This is a genomic window from Pseudomonas amygdali, assembly GCF_002699855.1.
Classification (GTDB): Bacteria; Pseudomonadota; Gammaproteobacteria; order Pseudomonadales; family Pseudomonadaceae; genus Aquipseudomonas; species Aquipseudomonas amygdali.
Genome location: NZ_LKBW01000223.1, coordinates 86,965 through 108,451, shown reverse-complemented (window position 1 = coordinate 108,451; position 21,487 = coordinate 86,965). Strand labels below are relative to the sequence as shown.

General features: G+C 57.4%; 13 protein-coding genes and 2 pseudogenes. 6 read left to right on the top strand and 9 right to left on the bottom strand.

Going from position 1 to position 21,487, the window contains the following annotated elements:
* Positions 1-381: 381 nt before the first annotated feature.
* A pseudogene (locus AO277_RS14900) lies at positions 382-869 on the bottom strand (hypothetical protein).
* 1,123 nt (positions 870-1,992) lie between these two features.
* Here AO277_RS14900 and tig point away from each other — a divergent pair.
* The 6 genes from tig (at position 1,993) to AO277_RS14870 (ending at position 10,565) form a co-directional block, all read left to right on the top strand.
* On the top strand, positions 1,993-3,303 hold the full coding sequence (tig, locus tag AO277_RS14895; RefSeq protein WP_044317513.1) for a trigger factor: 1,311 nt from the start codon (positions 1,993-1,995) through the stop codon (positions 3,301-3,303).
* 91 nt (positions 3,304-3,394) lie between these two features.
* Positions 3,395-4,036, top strand: a complete 642-nt coding sequence (gene clpP / locus AO277_RS14890; RefSeq protein WP_002552734.1) for an ATP-dependent Clp endopeptidase proteolytic subunit ClpP — start codon at positions 3,395-3,397, stop codon at positions 4,034-4,036.
* 106 nt (positions 4,037-4,142) lie between these two features.
* A complete protein-coding gene (gene clpX / locus AO277_RS14885) occupies positions 4,143-5,426 on the top strand; it encodes an ATP-dependent Clp protease ATP-binding subunit ClpX (RefSeq protein ID WP_044317512.1) in 1,284 nt (427 codons plus the stop codon).
* Between the two features lie 210 nt (positions 5,427-5,636).
* On the top strand, positions 5,637-8,057 hold the full coding sequence (gene lon, locus AO277_RS14880) for an endopeptidase La (RefSeq protein WP_044317511.1): 2,421 nt from the start codon (positions 5,637-5,639) through the stop codon (positions 8,055-8,057).
* 146 nt (positions 8,058-8,203) lie between these two features.
* Positions 8,204-8,476, top strand: coding sequence for an HU family DNA-binding protein (locus tag AO277_RS14875; protein ID WP_002552737.1), 273 nt, complete (start codon positions 8,204-8,206; stop codon positions 8,474-8,476).
* A gap of 205 nt (positions 8,477-8,681) precedes the next feature.
* Positions 8,682-10,565, top strand: a complete 1,884-nt coding sequence (locus AO277_RS14870) for a SurA N-terminal domain-containing protein (protein WP_044317510.1) — start codon at positions 8,682-8,684, stop codon at positions 10,563-10,565.
* A 110-nt stretch (positions 10,566-10,675) separates the two neighbouring features.
* Here AO277_RS14870 and fabI read toward each other — a convergent pair whose 3' ends face one another.
* The 8 genes and pseudogenes from fabI to gloB all read right to left on the bottom strand — a co-directional run bounded on the left by fabI (position 10,676) and on the right by gloB (position 21,481).
* Complete coding sequence (fabI, locus tag AO277_RS14865; protein ID WP_044317509.1) at positions 10,676-11,470, bottom strand: enoyl-ACP reductase FabI; 795 nt, start codon at positions 11,468-11,470, stop codon at positions 10,676-10,678.
* An 18-nt stretch (positions 11,471-11,488) separates the two neighbouring features.
* Complete coding sequence (locus AO277_RS14860; protein WP_002552740.1) at positions 11,489-13,099, bottom strand: ABC transporter ATP-binding protein; 1,611 nt, start codon at positions 13,097-13,099, stop codon at positions 11,489-11,491.
* Position 13,100: 1 nt separating this feature from the next.
* Positions 13,101-14,120 (bottom strand): ABC transporter permease, encoded by a 1,020-nt coding sequence (locus AO277_RS14855; RefSeq protein ID WP_044317508.1) that lies wholly within the window; start codon positions 14,118-14,120, stop codon positions 13,101-13,103.
* A gap of 1 nt (position 14,121) precedes the next feature.
* Positions 14,122-15,195 (bottom strand): microcin C ABC transporter permease YejB, encoded by a 1,074-nt coding sequence (locus tag AO277_RS14850; RefSeq protein WP_044317507.1) that lies wholly within the window; start codon positions 15,193-15,195, stop codon positions 14,122-14,124.
* 1 nt (position 15,196) lies between these two features.
* Positions 15,197-17,053 (bottom strand): extracellular solute-binding protein, encoded by a 1,857-nt coding sequence (locus AO277_RS14845; protein WP_002552743.1) that lies wholly within the window; start codon positions 17,051-17,053, stop codon positions 15,197-15,199.
* Positions 17,050-18,878: pseudogene (locus AO277_RS14840) on the bottom strand (extracellular solute-binding protein). Before AO277_RS14840 ends, AO277_RS14845 begins: the two are co-directional and overlap by 4 nt.
* Positions 18,879-19,015: 137 nt before the next feature.
* The gene (locus tag AO277_RS14835; RefSeq protein ID WP_044317506.1) at positions 19,016-20,602 is read right to left on the bottom strand and encodes a lytic transglycosylase domain-containing protein; all 1,587 of its coding nucleotides are present in this window, start codon (positions 20,600-20,602) and stop codon (positions 19,016-19,018) included.
* 99 nt (positions 20,603-20,701) lie between these two features.
* Positions 20,702-21,481, bottom strand: coding sequence for a hydroxyacylglutathione hydrolase (gene gloB / locus AO277_RS14830; protein WP_044317505.1), 780 nt, complete (start codon positions 21,479-21,481; stop codon positions 20,702-20,704).
* Positions 21,482-21,487: the final 6 nt, after the last annotated feature.

The window sequence follows — 21,487 nt, the reverse complement described above, 5'->3', positions numbered from 1 at the left end:
TCGGCGAAGGTCATTTGATTCATCATCGAAAAGCTCGGCGATTGGTGCCCGGAGATTTTGCCAAATCAGGAAGTCTTTTTCAGGATTTCCTTAGTAGGGGTACGTAGCAGATCAAGCAACGATGGTGAGCAAGCGCTTATTTGCATGTTTGGAGTCATCGAGCTCGTGTCTCTGCCCGGAACTTCAATCGTGATTCCCCAAAAGCTGACACCTGCGGCACCTCCGCAGGTAGTCTGCAAAAACTGACCAGCACCGCCCGTCATTGGGCGGTTTTTGCATCTGGCAGAAACCAAAAAGCCCCAGCGGCCTGGGCTTTTGCGTTGAAGTGGAAAAGAAAGCTACCAGATTGTCGAGGCTCAGTCTCGCCATCAGGCTTTCTGGTTATTCGATGACAAGCAACACCTTGCCCTGGCACAGAAGAGGTGGGTTTGCTCCAGGGATCTCGAGTACGACGTTGTAGCCGCCGGATTCCATTGACGATAAATCTGCGGTGAACGAAAAACCTCACTTCAGGAGTTTTTCATTGTTGTACGTCTTCACCAGGTCAATTCGATCAACGATGGCGGGTCCTTGAACGTAGTGGGCTTTCCTTTGTAGCCGGTCAGGCGAAGTCTGATTTCTTTCGGAGCGTCCTGGTTCGCAGTGATCACCGAGCCGTTGAACATTGCGACGCCCCGCGGTACGTAAATGCTTGCTCCTGTTCCCGGGCTGATCTTCCCGGCAATTGAGTCAATGTTGCATTTGTAGGAAGAATAATAAGTGGTTTTAGTGGCTGCTGCGTTTCCCGTGCTCCCCTCCTTGTCTTTGCACCCCGTCAGTGTTGCTGAGGTGATGGCGAGAAAAGTAAGTGCAGCAATCATCTTGTACATGGTTTTTCCTGACGGGTTTCAATGTTTAATGGCATTGATTTCTTGGCATGTAAGAGCTCGGGCGATGCTGCTGGTGTGGTGCGAAAACAGTGCAGTTCATTCGTGGCGCAGGCTTCATTATTGTTGCCAGCAGCGGTGAAATCAGTGGTCGGATTATGTAGCGGATGGCTAAGCAGTACAGGGGTGCGGCGGAGGTGCTGGCTCTCGTCAGGCCTTGCTGTGCCGTAAGGTTGGCGGGTGCCGGAGGCCGGTATGGTCACGCGGAAGATGGTCGGTTTTCGACGTTGTGTCTGGTTTAGGGTGAGGCGTCATGGCCTGGCGTTGGGAGGTCCGTATGATTGCGGTCGTGCCGAGCGTGTCACTGTGGTGTTTGCTTCCTCAGTCGTTAATCTTTTTTAATCATGGCGTAGTGCAGAGTTGCAGGTCAGAAGCGTTACCTCGGTAAGTTGCACCGCCTTTCCGTGGTGCGCAGTGTGGCTGCTGCCGCAAGGTGTTTGAGCGTACGCCAGCTTTTGCCTCTGGTGGGTGACAAGTTGTAGGGCTTATCCGAGAGTAAAATTGTCAGGCGCGTCAATTGCTTGCAATGGGTGGCGCGCGTGGGTTGCGTTGTGTACGATGCGCGCCGGGTTGAATAAGGCTGCAAGCAGCCCGGCGCTATGGAATCAGCAGCGCAAAATGTGCGTTGATTCATCAGGCTTCGAGGCTGAAGCCTTGCATGGCAGGTGTGCGGAGATTTCTTTGTGTTCTCCGTTCGCCAGAGCAGAAGTGATTCAAGCGAAAGCCCGGGTCGCTGCAAGCCGCGTGAAGCGGCTTTTTTTGTTTCAGCGTATTCGCTTTACCGTTTCACGGGTCCGGTGGCTTGCCGCCGTCGGTCGAGTGGGACGTGCTACCTGGATGGAGTCGGTCGTCTCCGGCGCTGATGCTTCTTTATATAGAGGCCGTGCCAGACGCGTCGCCGAGGGTGTGAGGCTTTTTTCTTCCTTGCGCTGCAGCGCTCCGCTTTCGTCCTATAAATCCACCCTTTTTCAGTAGGGTGACTTCTTGAGTTTGACCCACTAGAATGCATGCCCTTGATTCTGGGGTCGGAAACGGTCGGCTAACGTCTGTGCAACGAGGAATATCCATGCAAGTTTCTGTTGAAAATACTTCCGCTCTTGAGCGCCGCATGACCATTGGCGTGCCTGCCGAACGCATCGAGACTGAAGTCAACAAGCGTCTGCAGCAGACCGCACGCAAAGCCAAGATCCCGGGCTTCCGCCCAGGCAAGGTGCCTATGAGCGTGATCCGTCAGCGTTATGAAGACGGCGCACGTCAGGAAGCACTGGGCGATCTGATTCAGGCTACTTTCTACGAAGCTGTGGTTGAGCAGAAGCTGAACCCGGCCGGTGCTCCTGCTGTAGAGCCGAAATCTTTCGAAAAAGGCAAAGACCTGGAATACGTGGCTACTTTCGAAGTATTCCCGGAATTCACCGTTGCCGGTTTCGACACCATCGCCGTAGAGCGCCTGTCTGCCGACGTGGCGGACAGCGATCTGGACAACATGCTGGAAGTGCTGCGCAAGCAGAACGTTCGTTTTGAAGTGGCCGACCGTGCTGCCCAGAACGAAGACCAGCTGAACATCGATTTCGTGGGCAAGGTCGACGGCGAAGTGTTCGCTGGCGGTTCTGCTACGGCTACCCAGCTGGTGCTGGGTTCCGGTCGCATGATTCCTGGTTTCGAAGACGGTCTGGTTGGCGCCAAGGCTGGTGAAGAGCGCGTTCTGAACGTGACCTTCCCCGAGGACTATCAGAATCTTGAGCTGGCCGGCAAGGCTGCCGAGTTCACCGTGACCGTCAATACCGTTTCCGAGCCAAAGCTGCCTGAGCTGAACGAAGAGTTCTTCAAGCAGTTCGGTATCAAGGAAACCGGTATCGAAGGCTTCCGCACCGAGGTTCGCAAGAACATGGAGCGCGAGCTGCGTCAGGCGATCAAGTCCAAGGTCAAGAATCAGGTCATGGATGGTCTGCTGGCTGCCAACCCGATCGAAGTGCCTAAAGCGCTGCAGGAAAACGAAGTCAACCGTCTGCGCGTCCAGGCTGTTCAACAGTTCGGCGGCAACATCAAGCCAGACCAGTTGCCGGCTGAGCTGTTCGAAGAGCAGGCCAAGCGTCGCGTCGAGCTGGGTCTGATCGTTGCCGAGGTCGTCAAGCAGTTCGACCTCAAGCCTGATGATGCTCGCGTACGTGAAATGATTCAGGAAATGGCATCCGCCTATCAGGAGCCTGAGCAGGTTGTTGCCTGGTACTACAAGAACGAGCAGCAAATGAACGAGGTACGTTCTGTTGTGCTTGAAGAGCAAGTTGTAGATACTGTTTTGCAGAAAGCTAGCGTGACCGACAAATCGGTCTCCTACGAAGAAGCTGTCAAGCCGGTGGAAGCTCCAAAAGCCGACTGATTTCTCTTTTCGTGCGAAAACACCCACAAGCCAGCCTTCGCGCTGGCTTGTGCGTATTCAAGACTCGACTATTTGGGAGTGAATGCAGGACATGTCCCGCAATTCTTATATTCAGCAGAACTCTGACATCCAGGCCGCTGGCGGCCTGGTCCCGATGGTTATCGAGCAGTCCGCCCGTGGCGAACGCGCCTATGACATCTATTCGCGCCTTCTCAAGGAGCGAGTCATCTTTATGGTTGGTCCGGTAGAGGACTACATGGCCAACCTTATCGCGGCACAACTGCTCTTCCTTGAAGCGGAAAACCCGGACAAGGATATCCATCTCTACATCAACTCGCCGGGCGGTTCGGTGACAGCAGGCATGTCGATCTACGACACCATGCAGTTCATCAAGCCGGACGTTTCGACTATCTGTATCGGTCAGGCTTGCAGCATGGGTGCATTCCTGCTGGCCGGTGGTGCAGAAGGCAAGCGTCATTGCCTGCCCAACTCGCGGATGATGATTCACCAGCCGCTGGGCGGTTTCCAGGGTCAGGCGTCGGATATCGACATCCATGCCAAGGAAATCCTGCACATTCGTCATCGTCTCAACTCGCTGCTGGCGCATCACACCGGCCAGAGCCTCGAAACCATCGAGCGCGACACCGAGCGTGACAACTTCATGAGCGCAGAGCGTGCGGCTGAATACGGCCTGATCGACTCCGTGATCAACAAGCGTCAAATGCCTGCCTAAGCGGCTCAAAATGTAGGGGGTCGGCACAACCGACCGCCTGCGGACTTGAAAAAGCCCGCAATAGCCTTCATCTTGTGTTGCAAGCCTACCGGATTGGATCGATCGAATGACTGACACCCGCAACGGCGAGGACAACGGCAAATTGCTCTATTGCTCCTTCTGTGGCAAAAGCCAGCATGAAGTGCGCAAATTGATTGCCGGCCCCTCGGTCTTTATCTGCGACGAGTGCGTCGACCTGTGCAACGACATCATCCGCGAGGAGGTGCAGGAAGCACAGGCCGAAAGCAGCGCGCATAAATTGCCTTCGCCTAAAGAAATCAGCGGCATCCTTGACCAGTATGTCATCGGTCAGGAACGTGCCAAAAAGGTCCTCGCAGTAGCGGTGTACAACCACTACAAGCGTCTGAACCAGCGTGACAAGAAGAATGACGATGTCGAACTGGGCAAGAGCAACATCCTGCTGATCGGCCCTACGGGCTCCGGCAAGACGCTGCTGGCCGAAACACTGGCCCGTCTGCTCAATGTGCCGTTCATCATCGCTGACGCCACCACCCTGACCGAAGCCGGTTATGTGGGTGAGGACGTTGAAAACATTATCCAGAAGCTGTTGCAGAAATGTGATTACGATGTCGAGAAGGCCCAGATGGGCATTGTCTACATCGATGAAATCGACAAGATTTCGCGCAAATCCGACAACCCTTCGATCACTCGTGACGTTTCCGGCGAAGGCGTGCAGCAAGCCTTGCTGAAGCTGATCGAGGGCACCGTGGCTTCCGTTCCTCCGCAAGGTGGTCGCAAGCATCCGCAGCAGGAATTCCTGCAAGTGGACACACGCAACATCCTCTTTATCTGCGGTGGTGCCTTCTCGGGCCTGGAAAAGGTCATTCAGAACCGTTCCACCCGTGGCGGTATCGGCTTCAACGCCGAGGTTCGCAGCAAGGAGGAGGGCAAGAAGGTTGGCGAGTCCCTGCGTGAAGTCGAGCCTGACGATCTGGTCAAGTTCGGTCTGATCCCTGAGTTCGTGGGCCGTCTGCCAGTGCTTGCAACGCTGGACGAGCTGGATGAGGCTGCTTTGATACAGATCCTCACCGAGCCGAAGAATGCGCTGACCAAGCAGTATGCCAAGCTGTTCGAGATGGAAGGCGTGGACCTCGAGTTCCGCACCGACGCGTTGAAGTCGGTTGCCCGTCGCGCGCTGGAGCGCAAGACCGGTGCCCGTGGCTTGCGTTCCATCCTCGAAGGCGTGCTGCTCGACACCATGTACGAAATTCCGTCGCAAAGTGACGTGAGCAAGGTGGTGATCGATGAGAGCGTTATCGATGGTACGTCCAAGCCGCTGCTGATCTACGAAAACAGTGAGCCGCCTGCCAAGGTTGCCCCTGACGCGTAACACATGCAGGCGTATGGGCGTGTGAAGTAATACGGAAGGGGGCCTTTTTGGCCCCCTTTTGCATTTTTCAGCCGTTCATTCGTTTTGTATGAAGAAATTGATCTTGGCGGGTCGTGGCTCTAGAGCTTGTTTTTTTTGGACGCTACCCCCATCTTGGCTTCAAGCTAATTCCATCTGTCCCGGCCAATTGGCCGCCGTAGAGGCGAAATCATGAAGACCACTATTGAATTGCCTCTCTTGCCATTGCGTGATGTCGTGGTTTATCCGCACATGGTTATCCCGCTGTTCGTGGGGCGCGAGAAGTCTATCGAAGCCCTTGAAGCGGCAATGACGGGCGACAAGCAGATTCTGCTGCTCGCGCAAAGGAACCCGGCTGACGACGATCCTGATGAAAAGGCGTTGTACAACGTCGGCACTATTGCCACCGTATTGCAGTTGCTCAAGCTGCCTGATGGCACCGTCAAGGTGCTGGTCGAAGGTGAGCAGCGTGGTTCGGTAGAGCGTTTCATCGAAGTCGATGGCCATTACCGCGCCGACGTCGCGTTGATCGACGAAGTCGATGCGCCGGATCGCGAGTCCGAAGTATTTGTGCGCAGCCTGCTGGCTCAGTTCGAGCAGTATGTGCAGCTTGGCAAGAAAGTCCCCGCAGAAGTCCTCTCGTCGCTCAACAGCATCGATGAGCCCGGTCGCCTGGTTGACACCATGGCAGCGCACATGGCGCTCAAGATCGAGCAGAAGCAGGAAATTCTCGAGATTATCGACCTGTCGGCCCGTGTCGAGCACGTGCTGGCCTTGCTGGATGCCGAAATCGATCTGCTGCAGGTTGAAAAGCGCATTCGCGGTCGTGTGAAAAAACAAATGGAGCGCAGCCAACGCGAGTACTACCTGAATGAGCAGATGAAGGCCATTCAGAAGGAACTGGGCGATGGCGACGAAGGCCATAACGAAATTGAAGAGCTGAAAAAGCGCATCGACGCTGCCGGGCTGCCCAAGGACGCTCTGACAAAGGCGACTGCCGAGCTTAACAAGCTCAAGCAGATGTCGCCGATGTCGGCCGAGGCGACTGTGGTGCGCTCCTACATCGACTGGCTGGTTCAGGTGCCGTGGAAGGCTCAGAGCAAGGTGCGTCTGGACCTTGCGCGCGCCGAAGCGATCCTGGATGCAGACCATTATGGTCTGGATGAGGTCAAGGAACGCATTCTCGAATACCTCGCCGTGCAAAAGCGCGTGAAGAAGATTCGTGGCCCTGTACTGTGTCTGGTAGGTCCACCGGGTGTGGGTAAAACTTCCCTGGCCGAGTCCATCGCCAACGCAACCAATCGTAAATTCGTGCGTATGGCACTCGGTGGCGTACGTGACGAGGCTGAAATTCGTGGTCATCGCCGGACTTACATCGGTTCGATGCCAGGAAGATTGATACAAAAGATGACAAAAGTGGGCGTCCGCAACCCGCTGTTCCTGCTTGATGAAATCGACAAGATGGGCAGTGACATGCGCGGCGATCCGGCGTCGGCATTGCTTGAGGTTCTGGACCCCGAGCAGAACCATAACTTCAATGATCACTACCTCGAAGTCGACTACGATCTTTCCGACGTAATGTTCCTGTGCACGTCGAACTCGATGAATATTCCGCCAGCCTTGCTGGACCGGATGGAAGTCATTCGCCTGCCGGGTTACACCGAAGACGAAAAGATCAACATCGCCGTCAAATACCTCTCGCCCAAGCAGATTCAGGCCAATGGCTTGAAGAAAGGCGAGATCCAGTTCGACGAGGAAGCAATCCGCGACATCATTCGCTACTACACCCGTGAAGCGGGCGTACGCGGTCTAGAGCGCCAGATTGCCAAGGTTTGCCGCAAGGCGGTCAAAGAACACGCCATGGAAAAACGCTTCTCCGTGCAGGTTACTGCCGAGATGCTCGAACACTTCCTGGGTGTGCGCAAATTCCGCTACGGACTGGCCGAGCAACAGGATCAGATCGGTCAGGTCACAGGCCTGGCGTGGACTCAGGTGGGCGGTGAATTGCTGACCATCGAGGCTGCGGTTGTATCGGGCAAGGGCCAGTTGATCAAGACCGGTTCGCTGGGTGATGTCATGGTCGAATCCATCACAGCTGCGCAGACCGTGGTGCGCAGTCGTGCCCGTAGTCTGGGCATTCCAGCCGATTTCCACGAGAAACACGACACGCATATCCACATGCCGGAAGGCGCGACGCCCAAGGATGGACCAAGCGCTGGCGTAGGCATGTGTACTGCTCTGGTATCAGCGCTTACACAGATCCCGGTACGTGCCGATGTGGCAATGACGGGCGAGATTACCTTGCGCGGGCAGGTGCTGGCGATTGGTGGTCTGAAGGAAAAACTTCTGGCTGCGCATCGCGGCGGAATCAAGACGGTGATCATTCCGGAAGAAAACGTGCGTGATTTGAAGGAGATTCCTGACAATATCAAGCAGGATCTGCAAATCAAGCCCGTTAAATGGATTGACGAAGTCCTGCAAATTGCGCTGCAATACGCGCCGGAGCCGGAGCCGGAGCCGGAGCCGGAGCCGTTGCCGGACGTGGCTACAGATCTGGTCGCAAAGGAAGAAAAACGCGAGTCTGACTCTAAGGACAGAATTAGCACGCATTAAGACTGGGTAGGCTTCCTTGACAGCTTTTTAGAGCCCTTGTTATAAAGCGGCTCTTTAAAGCAAGCACCAGCAAGCCTTCCAGCGCTCGTTTTGCTTAACACCTAAAACTTAGAAACATACTCAATATAGAGATAAGGGGACTTAGAGTGAACAAGTCGGAACTGATTGATGCTATCGCTGCATCTGCTGATATCCCGAAAGCTGCTGCTGGCCGTGCGCTGGACGCAGTGATCGAATCCGTCACTGGCGCTCTGAAGGCTGGCGACTCGGTTGTTTTGGTTGGCTTTGGTACGTTCTCCGTGACTGATCGTCCTGCTCGCATCGGTCGCAACCCTCAGACTGGTAAGACGCTGGAAATCGCTGCTGCTAAAAAACCAGGTTTCAAAGCTGGTAAAGCCCTCAAAGAAGCTGTCAACTAAGCCTCTCGATGCCTTTGCCCGCTGGGTCGGGTCTGTCCTGATCCAGTAGCGGAGCGGTGGTGCATTCGGTTGCAACACCGAGGGGTTCGAGCCCTATCGCTCCGTCAGTTACGAGAAGGCGCATCCTCGGATGCGCCTTTCTTCTATCCGCTTTCTACCCACGCTCCGCGGTTGGTTAGTCAGTTCAACCGTTTTGGGGGACGCAATGCTGCAGAACATCAGGGACAATTCACAAGGCTGGATTGCCAAGACAATTATCGGAATCATCATCGCTTTGATGGCCTTCACCGGCATCGAGGCGTTGTTTACCGCTACCAGCAATAAGCAGAACGCGGCTGAAGTGAACGGCGAGGACATCTCTCAGAATGAGTTGAGCCAGGCCGTCGACATGCAGCGGCGTCAGTTGGCTCAGCAGCTCGCGCAGCAGTTGGGCAAGGATTTCGATCCTGCGATGCTGGATGAAAAGCTGTTGCGTGAATCAGCCCTCAAAGGCCTGATCGACCGCAAGCTGCTGCTGCAAGGTGCAACGGATGCGAAGTTCTCGTTTTCCGACGCGGCACTGGATCAGCAGCTTTTGCAGACGCCTGAGTTTCAGGTCGATGGCAAGTTCAGTGCTGACCGTTTCGATCAGGTCATTCGCCAGCTGGGTTACAGCCGTCTGCAGTTCCGCCAGATGCTTGGCCAGGAAATGCTCATCGGTCAGGTGCGTGCGGGGGTTGCCGGCAGTGCTTTCGTAACCGATGCACAGGTTGACGCTTTTGCCCGTCTGGAAAAGCAGACCCGTGATTTCGCGTCGCTGACCCTGCCCGCCGATACCACGGCGATCAAAGTGACGGACGACGAAGTCAAGGCTCACTACGACCAGCATGCCAAGGAGTTCATGAGCCCTGAGCAGGTTGTGCTTGATTACATCGAATTGAAGAAGTCGTCTTTCTTCGACAAGGTGCAGGTCAAGGATGAGGACTTGCAGGCGGCTTATCAGAAGGAAATCGCCAATCTGTCCGAACAGCGTCGTGCTGCGCACATCCTGATCGAGGTCAACGACAAACTGAACGACGAGCAGGCCAAGGCGAAGATTGAAGAAATTCAACAGCGTCTGGCCAAGGGTGAAGATTTTGCGGCGCTGGCCAAGGAATATTCGCAGGACCCTGGTTCGTCCAGCAAGGGCGGTGATCTTGGTTACGCAGGCAAGGGTGTCTATGACCCTGCGTTCGAAGACACATTGTATGCCTTGAACAAGGACCAGGTATCGCAGCCTGTGCGTACCGACTTCGGCTGGCACCTGATCAAGTTGCTGGGCGTCGAGGCTCCATCGGTGCCGACCTTCGCCAGTCTGAAAGACAAACTGACCACGGATTTGAAATCGCAGCTGGTCGAGCAGAAATTTGTCGAAGTGACCAAGCAGCTGGAAGATTCTGCGTTTGAATCGTCCGATCTGTCTCAACCGGCACAGGACCTGGGCCTGAAGGTTCAGACCACTGCGCCATTCGGTCGTGAAGGCGGTGAGGGTATTACAGCCAACCGTGCGGTCATCCAGGCTGCGTTCAGCCCAGAAGTGCTGGAAGAGGGCTCCAACAGCAACACGCTGGAGCTGGATCCGGAGACCGTCGTGGTGGTGCGCTCCAAAGAGCATCTGCAACCTCAGCAGTTGCCGCTTGAGAGCGTTGCCAGCTCGATTCGCACTCAACTGGTCAAGGAGCACGCCACGGCCGCTGCCAAGGCCAAGGGCGAGGCTCTGCTGGCCGGGCTGCGTGATGGCAAGATCCCTCTGGCTGCGAAGCAGGATGGACGTGACTGGAAATCGATGGAGGCAGTCACTCGCAGTCAGGAAGGCGTTGATCCTCAAGTACTGCAGACGCTGTTCCGCATGCCCAAGCCTGATGGCAAGGGCAAGCCGGAATTCGCCAGCATTACTGCAGCCGATGGCAGCTTCGTGATTGTGCGCCTCAATGGCGTGAATCAGGCTGCTGCGCCGACTGACGCGGAAAAGGCGCAATACCGTCGCTTCCTCTCGTCGCGTGCGGGTCAGCAGGATTTCGCTGCGTACCGTGCACAGCTGGAAAGCAACGCGAAGATCGAGAAGTTCTAAGCTCGAAACCCGCACAAAAAAGAAGGCCGCTCACTGAGCGGCCTTCTTTTTGAGTGCAGGAAAGTTGCCTGCCGGAAAAATGCCGCTCGCGAGGAGCGGCGCTTGCCGTCTTACTCTTCCATGCTGCCCATCGCGGTGGTGTTGAAACCGCCGTCGACGTACATGATCTCACCACTGATGCCCGACGCCAGGTCAGAGCACAGGAACGCACCGGCATTGCCGACTTCGTCGATGGTCACGTTGCGGCGCAAAGGAGTCTGCGCCTCGTTGGCAGCCAGCATTTTGCGGAAGTTCTTGATACCCGAAGCCGCCAGTGTGCGGATCGGGCCGGCCGATACAGCATTGACGCGAGTACCTTCCGGGCCGAGGCTGCCGGCCAGGTAACGAACGCCGGCTTCCAGGCTGGCCTTGGCCATGCCCATGACGTTGTAGTTGGGCATGGTGCGCTCTGCGCCCAGGTACGACAGGGTCAGGAGGCTGCCATTGCGGCCCTTCATCATTTCGCGACCAGCCTTGGCCAGGGCCACGAAGCTGTAGGCGCTGATGTCATGAGCGATGCGGAAACCTTCGCGAGTGGTAGCGTCGGTGAAGTCGCCGTCGAGCTGGTCACCCGGAGCAAAGCCGACCGAGTGAACGATCACGTCCAGGCCGTCCCACTTCTTGCTCAGCTCTTCAAAGACCTTGGTGATCTCTTCGTCGCTGGCCACATCGCAAGGGAAGCACAGCTCGGGACCTGAGCCCCAGCCTACGGCGAACTCTTCGACACGGCCCTTGAGCTTGTCGTTCTGGTAGGTGAAAGCAAGCTCTGCACCTTCACGATGCATGGCGGCAGCAATGCCGGATGCGATGGACAGTTTACTGGCGACACCGACGATCAGGACGCGCTTACCGGCGAGAAAACCCATGTGTTGTTCCTCTTCAGGTTAATCGACAGCTACCGGTGCCAAAAAGGCGGCTTCCAGCAGCTGCTGTGTATAAGGATGTTGCGGTGCGGCGAAGATGTCCTGCGCTGCACCCTGTTCGACCACTTGGCCTTGCTTGACCACCATCAGCTGGTGGCTCAGCGCTTTGACGACAGCCAGGTCATGGCTGATGAACAAATACGTCAGATTGTACTTGGCTTGCAGCGAGCGAAGCAGCTCGACGACCTGACGCTGTACGGTCCGGTCTAGGGCTGACGTCGGCTCGTCCAGCAAGATAAGCGCCGGTTTCAATACCAGCGCACGTGCAATGGCGATCCTCTGCCGTTGGCCACCGGAGAACTCGTGAGGGTAGCGGTGCCGGGTATCCGGATCCAGGCCAACCTCCCTGAGTGCTTCGATGATCGCCGTCTGTTGCTCGGCGGCCGTGCCCATGCCATGGATTCGCAAGCCTTCGCCAACGATTTCACCCACTGACATACGCGGGCTCAAACTACCAAACGGGTCCTGGAACACCACCTGCATCTGCCTGCGCAGCGGACGGATCTGCTGTTGCGACAGAGATTCTAGCGCGTTGCCCTTGAAACGTATGGTGCCCTGGCTGCCGATCAGCCGAAGAATCGCCAGCCCCAGCGTCGATTTGCCCGACCCGCTTTCACCCACGATGCCCAGTGTTTGCCCTTGCGGCAGGCTGAAGCGTATGCCGTCCACCGCCTTGACGTGGTCGACCGTGCGCTTGAGCAGGCCCTTTTTGATCGGGAACCAGACTTTCAGGTCCTCGACTTCAAGCAGCGGGGCGCCGGCCGGGTTGGTCGAAGGACCGCCGCTGGGCTCTGCGCTGAGCAACACTTTGGTGTAAGGATGTTGCGGCGAACGGAACAATTCTTCGCACGATGCCTGTTCGACGATGCAACCGCGCTGCATGACACATACTCGGTTGGCTATTTGCCTTACCACGTTCAAATCGTGGCTGATAAGTAACAACGCCATGCCCAGACGAGCCTGCAATTGCTTGAGCAACTCAAGAATTTTCAGCTGTACCGTGACGTCCAGTGCAGTAGTCGGTTCGTCGGCAATCAGCAGCTCCGGCTCGTTGGCCAGTGCCATCGCTATCATTACACGCTGGCGTTGGCCGCCTGAAAGCTCGTGTGGCAAGGCTTTGAGCCGTTTGTGTGGCTCGGGGATGCCTACCAGCTCAAGAAGCTCCAGCGTGCGTTTGGTGGCGTCCTTGCCGGTCAGGCCCTTGTGCAGGCCCAGCACCTCGTTGATTTGTTTTTCGACCGAGTGCAGCGGGTTCAGCGAAGTCATCGGTTCCTGGAAGATCATGGCGATACGGTTGCCACGGATCGAGCGCAGCTTTTTCTCTTCCACTTTCAGCAGGTCTTCACCGCCGTAGCGGATAGTGCCGCTCGGATGACTGGCAATGGGGTAGGGCAGCAGGCGCAGGATCGAATGCGCTGTAACCGATTTGCCCGAGCCGCTTTCGCCGACCAGTGCGAGGGTTTCACCCCGACGGATGTCAAAGCTGATGTTCTCGACCACCCGTTGCCGTGAGTCGCCCGTCACGAACTCGACCGCCAGATCGCGGATTTCGATCAGATTGTCATTGCTCATCTTATTTCCTTGGGTCGAAAGCATCGCGGGCAGATTCGCCGATGAACACCAGCAGGCTCAGCATAATGGCCAGCACAGCGAACGCGCTGATGCCCAGCCAGGGTGCCTGCAGGTTGGATTTGCCCTGCGCCACCAGTTCGCCCAGCGAAGGCGATCCGGCGGGCAGGCCGAAGCCCAGGAAGTCCAGTGCAGTCAAGGTGCCGATGGCCCCGGTGAGGATGAACGGCATGAAGGTCATGGTCGAGACCATGGCGTTGGGCAGGATATGGCGGAACATGATCGCGCCGTTCTCCATGCCCAGCGCTCGCGCGGCTCTTACATATTCCAGATTCCGGCCACGCAGGAACTCGGCACGCACCACGTCCACCAGGTTCATCCAGGAGAACAGCAGCATGATGCCCAGCAGCCACCAGAAGTTGGGTTGCACGAAGCCGGCGAGAATGATCAACAGATACAGCACGGGCAGGCCCGACCACACCTCCAGAAAACGCTGGCCCAGCAGGTCGACCCAGCCGCCATAGAAACCCTGCAGGGCACCGGCGATGACGCCGATGATCGAGCTGAGGATGGTCAGGGTCAGGGCGAACAGCACGGAAATCCTGAAGCCGTAGATCACTCGTGCCAGCACATCACGGCCCTGATCGTCGGTGCCCAGCAGGTTTTCCCGGGACGGTGGCGCAGGGGCGGGGACTTTCAGGTCGTAGTTGATGCTCTGGTAACTGAACGGGATGGGCGCCCACAGGGTCCAGCCATCCTTCGCCGCGAGCAATTCCTTGATGTACGGGCTCTTGTAATTGGCTTCCAGCGGGAATTCGCCGCCGAAGGTGGTCTCCGGGTAACGCTCCAGCACCGGGAAGTACCAGTGACCGTCGTAGCGCACGGCGAGCGGTTTATCGTTGGCGATCAGTTCGGCGCCCAGGCTCAGGCCGAACAGGATGAGGAACAGCCACAGTGACCACCAGCCGCGTCGGTTGGCTTTGAAGCGTTCGAAGCGACGGCGATTGAGAGGAGACAGCTTCATATCAATGCTTCCTGCTTTCGAAGTCGATGCGCGGGTCTACCAGGGTGTAGGTGATGTCGCCGATCAGCTTCACCACCAACCCCAGCAGGGTGAAGATGAACAGGGTGCCGAACACCACCGGGTAGTCGCGGTTGATAGCGGCTTCAAAGCTCATCAGGCCGAGGCCGTCCAGCGAAAAGATCACTTCCACCAGCAGCGAGCCGGTGAAGAAGATACCGATGAACGCCGACGGGAAGCCGGCGATCACTAGCAGCATCGCGTTGCGAAACACATGGCCGTAGAGCACCTTGTGGTTGCTCAGGCCCTTGGCTTTGGCGGTGGTGACATATTGCTTGCTGATTTCGTCGAGAAAGCTGTTCTTGGTCAGCAGGGTCATGGTGGCGAAGTTGCCGATCACCAGCGCGGTGACCGGCAGCACCAGATGCCAGAAGTAGTCGAAGACCTTGCCCAGAGTGCTCAGTTCGTCATAGTTGTTCGAAGTCAGCCCGCGCAGCGGGAACCAGTTGAAGTAGCTGCCACCGGCAAACACCACGATCAGCAGAATCGCGAACAGAAACGCCGGGATGGCGTAGCCGACGATGATCGCCGAGCTGGTCCACACGTCGAACTGGCTGCCGTGGCGAGTGGCTTTGGCGATCCCAAGCGGGATCGACACCAGGTACATGATCAGCGTGCTCCATAACCCCAGAGAGATGGAGACCGGCATCTTCTCGACGATCAGGTCGATCACCTTGGCATCGCGAAAGAAGCTGTCGCCGAAATCCAGCGTGGCGTAGTTCTTGATCATGATCCACAGGCGTTCCGGTGCCGATTTATCGAAACCGTACATGCGTTCGATTTCTTTGATCAGTGCCGGGTCCAGGCCCTGCGCGCCACGGTAGTTGGAGCCCGCCACCGATACCTCGGCACCGCCACCCGCAAATCGGCTGGTAGCGCCATCAAAGCCTTCGATCTTGGCGATCATCTGCTCGACCGGTCCACCGGGTGCGGCCTGAATGATGACGAAGTTGATGATCAGAATGCCGAGCAGGGTAGGGATGATCAGCAGTAGCCGTCGCAGAATATAAGCCAGCATGTTATTGCTCCGCGTTCGCAGGCTTGGCCTGATCAGTGGCTGACGGGGTCGCGGTGGCGGGTTTGACATTCGGCTTCGCCCACCAGGTCATCAGGCCGATATCGGAAAGCGCCTTGGCCTTGGGATGGTCGATGTGATTCCAGTAAGCCACCCGCCAGGTTTTGATGTGCCAGTTGGGTACAACGTAAAAACCCCACAGTAATACGCGGTCCAGCGCTTTGGTATGGGTGATCAGGCTTTCCCGGGAGTCGGCGTTGATCAGCCCGTTGACCAGCGTGTCTACCGCCGGGTCCTTGAGGCCCATGAAGTTGCGGCTGCCCGGGTTGTCGGCGCTGGATGAGTCGAAATACACGCGCTGCTCGTTACCGGGTGAGCTGGACTGCGGATAGCCAGTGACGATCATGTCGTAGTCCCGCGAGCGCAGGCGGTTGATGTATTGCGACACGTCGGCGCGGCGAATCACCAGCTCGATGCCCAGATCACTCAGGTTACGTTTGTAAGGCAACAGAATGCGCTCGAACTCGGTCTGGGCGATCAGAAACTCCAGCTTCACCGGGTTGCCCTGGGCATCGACCATCTTGTCGTCGACGATCTTCCAGCCCGCTTCCTGCAACAGCTGGAAGGCCCGGCGTTGCTGTGGACGAATCATGCCACTGCCATCGGTTACCGGCAGCGTGAAGGGTTCGGTGAACACTCGATCCGGAATCTTGCCGCGCAACGGTTCAAGAATTTTCAGTTCTTCGGCGGACGGCAGGCCGCTGGCGGCCATTTCCGAGTTGTCGAAATAGCTTTTGGTGCGGCTGTACGAGCCGTTGAACAGCTGTTTGTTGGTCCACTCGAAGTCCAGCAGCAGAGTCAGCGCCTCACGGACCCTGACGTCTTGAAACACCGGCTTGCGCAGGTTGAAGACAAAACCCTGCATGCCCGTCGGATTGCCATTGGGAAGCTCTTCCTTGATCAGCCTGCCATCCCGGACTGCTGGCGTGTCATATGCAGTTGCCCAGTTCTTGGCGCTGGTTTCCACCCAATAATCGAACTGCCCGGCTTTGCCCGCTTCCAGCGCGACGGTGTTGTCGCGATAGTAGTCGGTGGTCAGCACATCGAAGTTGTAGAAGCCCTTATTGATCGGCAGGTCCTTGGCCCAGTAATCCTTGACCCGTTCATAGCGCACCGAGCGCCCGGCTTTTACATCGGCGACCTTGTACGGCCCGCTGCCCAGCGGGAAGTCCAGGTTGCCCTTGCTGAAGTCGCGATCTGCCCAGAAATGTTTGGGCAGCACGGGTAACTGGCCAAGAATCAGCGGCATCTCCCGATTGCCCTTGTGCTTGAATTTGAACAGCACGCGCAGCGGGTCTTCGACGACCACCTGATCGACGTCGGCGTAGTAACCCTTGTACATGGGCGACCCGTGCTCCATCAGTGTCTTGAAGCTGAACTCCACGTCTTCGGCACGCATCGGGTGGCCGTCATGAAAGCGCGCTTCCGGGCGCAGGTAGAAGCGTACCCAGCTGTTGTCCGGGGCTTTCTCGATTTTACCGGCAACCAGCCCGTACTCACTGAACGGTTCATCCAGGCTTGCACGGGCCAGGGTGTCGTAGATCAGGCCGATGTCATCTGCCGGCACGCCCTTGTTGATGAACGGGTTGAGGCTGTCGAAACCGCCGAAGCCTGCCTGGCGGAACGTGCCACCCTTGGGCGCATCAGGGTTCACGTAGTCGAAGTGCTTGAAGTCGGCCGGGTACTTGGGCGGCTCGTCGTACAGCGTCACGCCATGCTGAGGCGCAGCCTGTACCGTGCAGGCGAGGCTGGCCAACAGCAGGCCGGCCGCTTGCGCGCGCAGGGAATGCAATGGGTTCATCGGGGCTTCTCCAGAGTCTTGAGCCACCACGCACGCAGCCCCAGGGTGTAGGGCGGGGTGGTGACCATGGCGAATCGGTTGCGATAGGCAAGCCGATGATTGTTCAGATACCAGTTGGGAATGCTGTAGTGCTGAGCCAGCAGCACGCGGTCCAGCGCTCGCGCAGCCGCGACCTGTTGATCGCGGGTTTGCGCGCCGAGCAGTTTGTTCAGCAGGGCGTCGACCACCGGGTTGGCAATGCCGGCGTAGTTCTTGCTGCCGTTGATCGCGGCCTGGCTTGAATGAAAATATTGCCACTGCTCAAGACCGGGGCTCAGCGTCTGTTGCAGGGTCATGAGAATCATGTCGAAGTCGAAACGGTCCAGGCGTTGTTTGTACTGGGCGCGATCGACGGTGCGCAGCCCTGCATCAATACCCAGGCGTCGCAGGTCTTCGATGTAGGGCTGCAGGATGCGTTCGAGGTTGGGGTTGACAGCAGGATCTCGAAGCGCAGCGGTTGCTTGTCGGCGTTAAGCAAGCCCTTGTCCGACAGCGTCCAGCCAGCATCGGCAAGCAGTTTCAAGGCCTTGCGCAGAGTGTCGCGCGGGATGCCGCCGCCATCGGTTTTCGATGGGGCAAATGGCTGGGTAAACAGACTGGCGGGCAACTGATCGCGATAAGGCGCCAGCAATAACCATTCAGCCCCGCTCGGCAGGCCCGTCGCGGAAAACTCGCTGTTGGGGTAATAGCTGGTCGAACGCTCATAAGCGTCGCTGAACAGTGTGCGGTTGGTCCATTCGAAATTGAACAACAGCCCCAGTGCTTCGCGTACGCGGATATCGGCGAAGGCCGCGCGCCGGGTGTTCATGAACAGGCCTTGGGTCTGGGTCGGTATGCGGTGCGGAATCTGCGCCTTGATTACCTGACCGTTTGCGACTGCCGGGAAGTTATAGCCATTCGCCCAGTTCTTGGCCTGATGCTCGATGTAGATATCGAATTCGCCCGCCTTGAATGCTTCGAACGCCACATCGCTGTCGCGGTAGAACTCGACTTCCACCCGGTCGAAATTGTATTTGCCGCGGTTGACCGGCAGGTCCTTGCCCCAGTAATCCTTGACCCGCTCGAACACCAGCTGACGTCCGGGCTGCACGCGGGTGATGCGGTAGGGGCCACTGCCCAGCGGCGGTTCGAAGGTAGTCGCCTTGAAGTCTCTGTTCTTCCAGTAATGCTGGGGCAGCACTGGCAGTTCCCCAAGACGCAGAATCAGCAACGGATTGCCAGAGCGCTTGAAGACAAACCGGATGCGATGACGATTGAGGATGTCGACGCGCTGCACTTCCTGCAAGGCGGTGCGGTATTGAGGATGACCGTCCTTGAGCAGCGTTCGGTAGGAAAACGCCACGTCGTAGGCGGTGATGGGCTTGCCATCGTGAAAGCGCGCCTGCGGGCGCAGGTTGAACACCACCCAGCTGCGGTCCTCGCTGTATTCAACGGACTGGGCGATCAGCCCGTAACTGGAGGTCGGTTCATCGTCGGACGGGTCGTACTGCCCTGTGCCCACCATCAACGGCTCGTTCAGTTCATTGACGCCGTATTGCAGGAAGTTTCCGGTCGAGACCGGGCTGCTGCCCTTGAATGTGTAAGGATTGAGCGTGTCGAACGTACCAAACGCCATCATTCTCAAGGTGCCACCTTTCGGCGCCTCGGGATTGACCCAGTCGAAATGAGTAAAGCTGGCCGGGTACTTGAGAACACCAAACTGCGCATAGCCATGACTTTCTGTGATGGCTGCGTTGGCGCAGAAGCTCAAGGCGAGGCTGATGGTTAGCAGGAAGGGACGTATCACGATCCGGGCGACTTGGGCTTTCGGGTCGCTAACAGTAACAGCTTGTTCCAGCTGGAAAAAGACTGCAGGTGACTGCGCCGCCGGGGCTGCATCGGCCACCCGCCCCAAGGTTATCGAAGGGCAAGTGGCCGCGATCATCAGTGCGGCAGGTAAACGGTCAGGGTCTGACCGGGTTTGAGGGCCTGCCCGCTACGTGGATTCCAGCGCTTGAGATGTTGCATCTCGACGTTAAAGCGCTTGGCGACCAGGTACATCGAGTCGCCTTTCTGGATCTTGTACTGCATGGATTTCTTTTCGCCGTCTTTGGCGCTGGCGACCGTTTTACTGCTGGATTTGCTGGTGTCCTGCATGACCAGCGTCTGGCCGACCTTGAGCTTCTTGCCGGTCAGCTTGTTCCAGCGTTGCAGGTCTTCGACATCCACCTTGTTGGCTTGCGCGATGGTGGTCAGGTTGTCACCGCTGCGCACCTTGTAACTTCGGGTACGTGACGGCTTGTCGTTGCTGGCCAATGCTTCGAACACGGGCTGTGAATTCTGCATGCCCGGCTTGACCGGTATGCTCAGTGATTGACCGACCTTCAGGCGGTTGCCGGAGAGCTTGTTATTGCCCTTGAGCGAGCTGACCGTGACCTGATAGCGACTCGCCAGGCTTTCCAGAGTATCGCCCTTGCGTACGCGGTAAGGCTGCCAGGCGACCAGCTCTTCCTGCTTCATGGTCAGCAGGCTGGCAGTCAGCAGTTGCGCCTTGGACGTTGGCACCAGCAGATGCTGAGGCCCATCGACCGTCAGGCGCTTCTTGTAGGCAGGGTTGAGCTGGATAAGCTCATCTTCGTCAATATCGGCAGCGCTGGCCACTTTGGACAGATCGACGCGCTTGTTGAGTTCGACGACTTCGAAATAGGGCTGGTTGGCGATCGGATTGAGGTTGACGCCATAGGCTTCCGGCGACAGTACTACCTGGGACAAGGCCAGCAGCTTGGGCACATAGTCACGGGTTTCCTGCGGAAGTGGCAGGTTCCAGTAGTCGGTCGGCAGGTTGAGCTTGTCATTGCGCTCGATGGCACGGCTCACTGTGCCTTCGCCCGCGTTGTAGGCCGCGAGGGCCAGCAACCAGTCACCGTTGAACATGTCATGCAGACGGGTCAGGTAATCCAGTGCGGCAACGGTCGAGGCCTGGATGTCGCGACGTCCGTCATAAAAGCTGGTCTGGCGCAGGTTGAAGTAACGCCCGGTCGAGGGGATGAACTGCCATAGACCTACAGCCTGGCTGCGTGAAACGGCCATCGGGTTGTAGGCGCTTTCGATGACCGGCAGCAGAGCCAGCTCCAGCGGCATGTTGCGTTCTTCAAGGCGCTCGACGATGTAATGCATATACAGGCTGCCACGCTCGCCAGCGTTTTCCAGAAAGGAAGGGTTGTTGGCGAACCACAGGCGCTGCTGGTCGATACGGGGGTTTTGATCGTTGCCTTGTTGCAGTTGAAAGCCCTGACGCATGCGCTCCCACACATCTTGTGGCGGGGCGAGGGGAGTGACGGGCCTGTGAGACAGGAAAATCGGTTTTTGCTTGATGCCGGCGGCCAGATTAGGCGTGCGATGGCTGCTGACCGGGTCGACGCTGGCAGTGCTCTGGCAACCGGCCAGAAGCGCACTCGCGGTGACAGCCATGGCCTGAGCCAACCGAGTCAATGCGTCCGAATGTGAAGGCTTGCTGATAGATGACGACATTGTTCGGGGGGTACATCCAGACGAAAATGTCGGGCGATTCTAGGAAGCAGCCTGCCGTCGGTCAACCTTTCAGAATTTTATTGCGGTTTTATGGTCAGGTCAGAACTTATCTTTCCATGCCCTCAAGCTGGCAAAGACCGCACTCTGCGAGGTGTTTTGCCCGCCGCTCCGTTCGTCCGCTTTTTCTTTAACAGATGTTTCCCGGGTTCGCAGGAACGGGTTGGTGCGTTTTTCCAGAGCCAGGTTCGAAGGAAGGCTGATGCGATTTTCACTACGCCAGCGGGTGACTTCGGCGAGGCGTTGGGCAATATCCTGATTATCGGGCTCGACGGCCTGAGCGAAGCGCAGATTACTCAGCGTGTATTCGTGGGCGCAATAAATCAGCGTGCTGTCCGGCAGTTTGGCCAGACGCTCGAGGGAGTCATGCATCTGCTCTGACGTACCCTCGAACAGACGTCCACAGCCTGCTGCGAACAGCGTGTCGCCGCTGAACAGCAAGTGCGTTGTAGCGTCTTCATGGTAGAAGGCGATATGACCGAGCGTGTGGCCGGGAACTGCATGCACCACAAACTCGAGGCCGAGCACTGTCAGTCGGTCATGGTCGACCAGTGCGATATCGCGTGCCGGAATAGTCTCTGCCGCAGGGCCGAGTACGCGTGCCAGGGTCGCCTGCTTGAGTTCCGCCACGCCGCCGACATGATCATTTTGGTGGTGGGTGATGAGAATATCGGTCAACCGGTAGTCCGGATGCTCCGCCAGCCAGCCCCGCACCGGTTTCGCGTCGCCAGGATCGACCACAGCGCATTGCTGGCTCGAAAGGTCTTGTAACAACCATATGTAGTTGTCATTGAAAGCAGGAAGGGCGTGGATCTGTATCATGGCGCA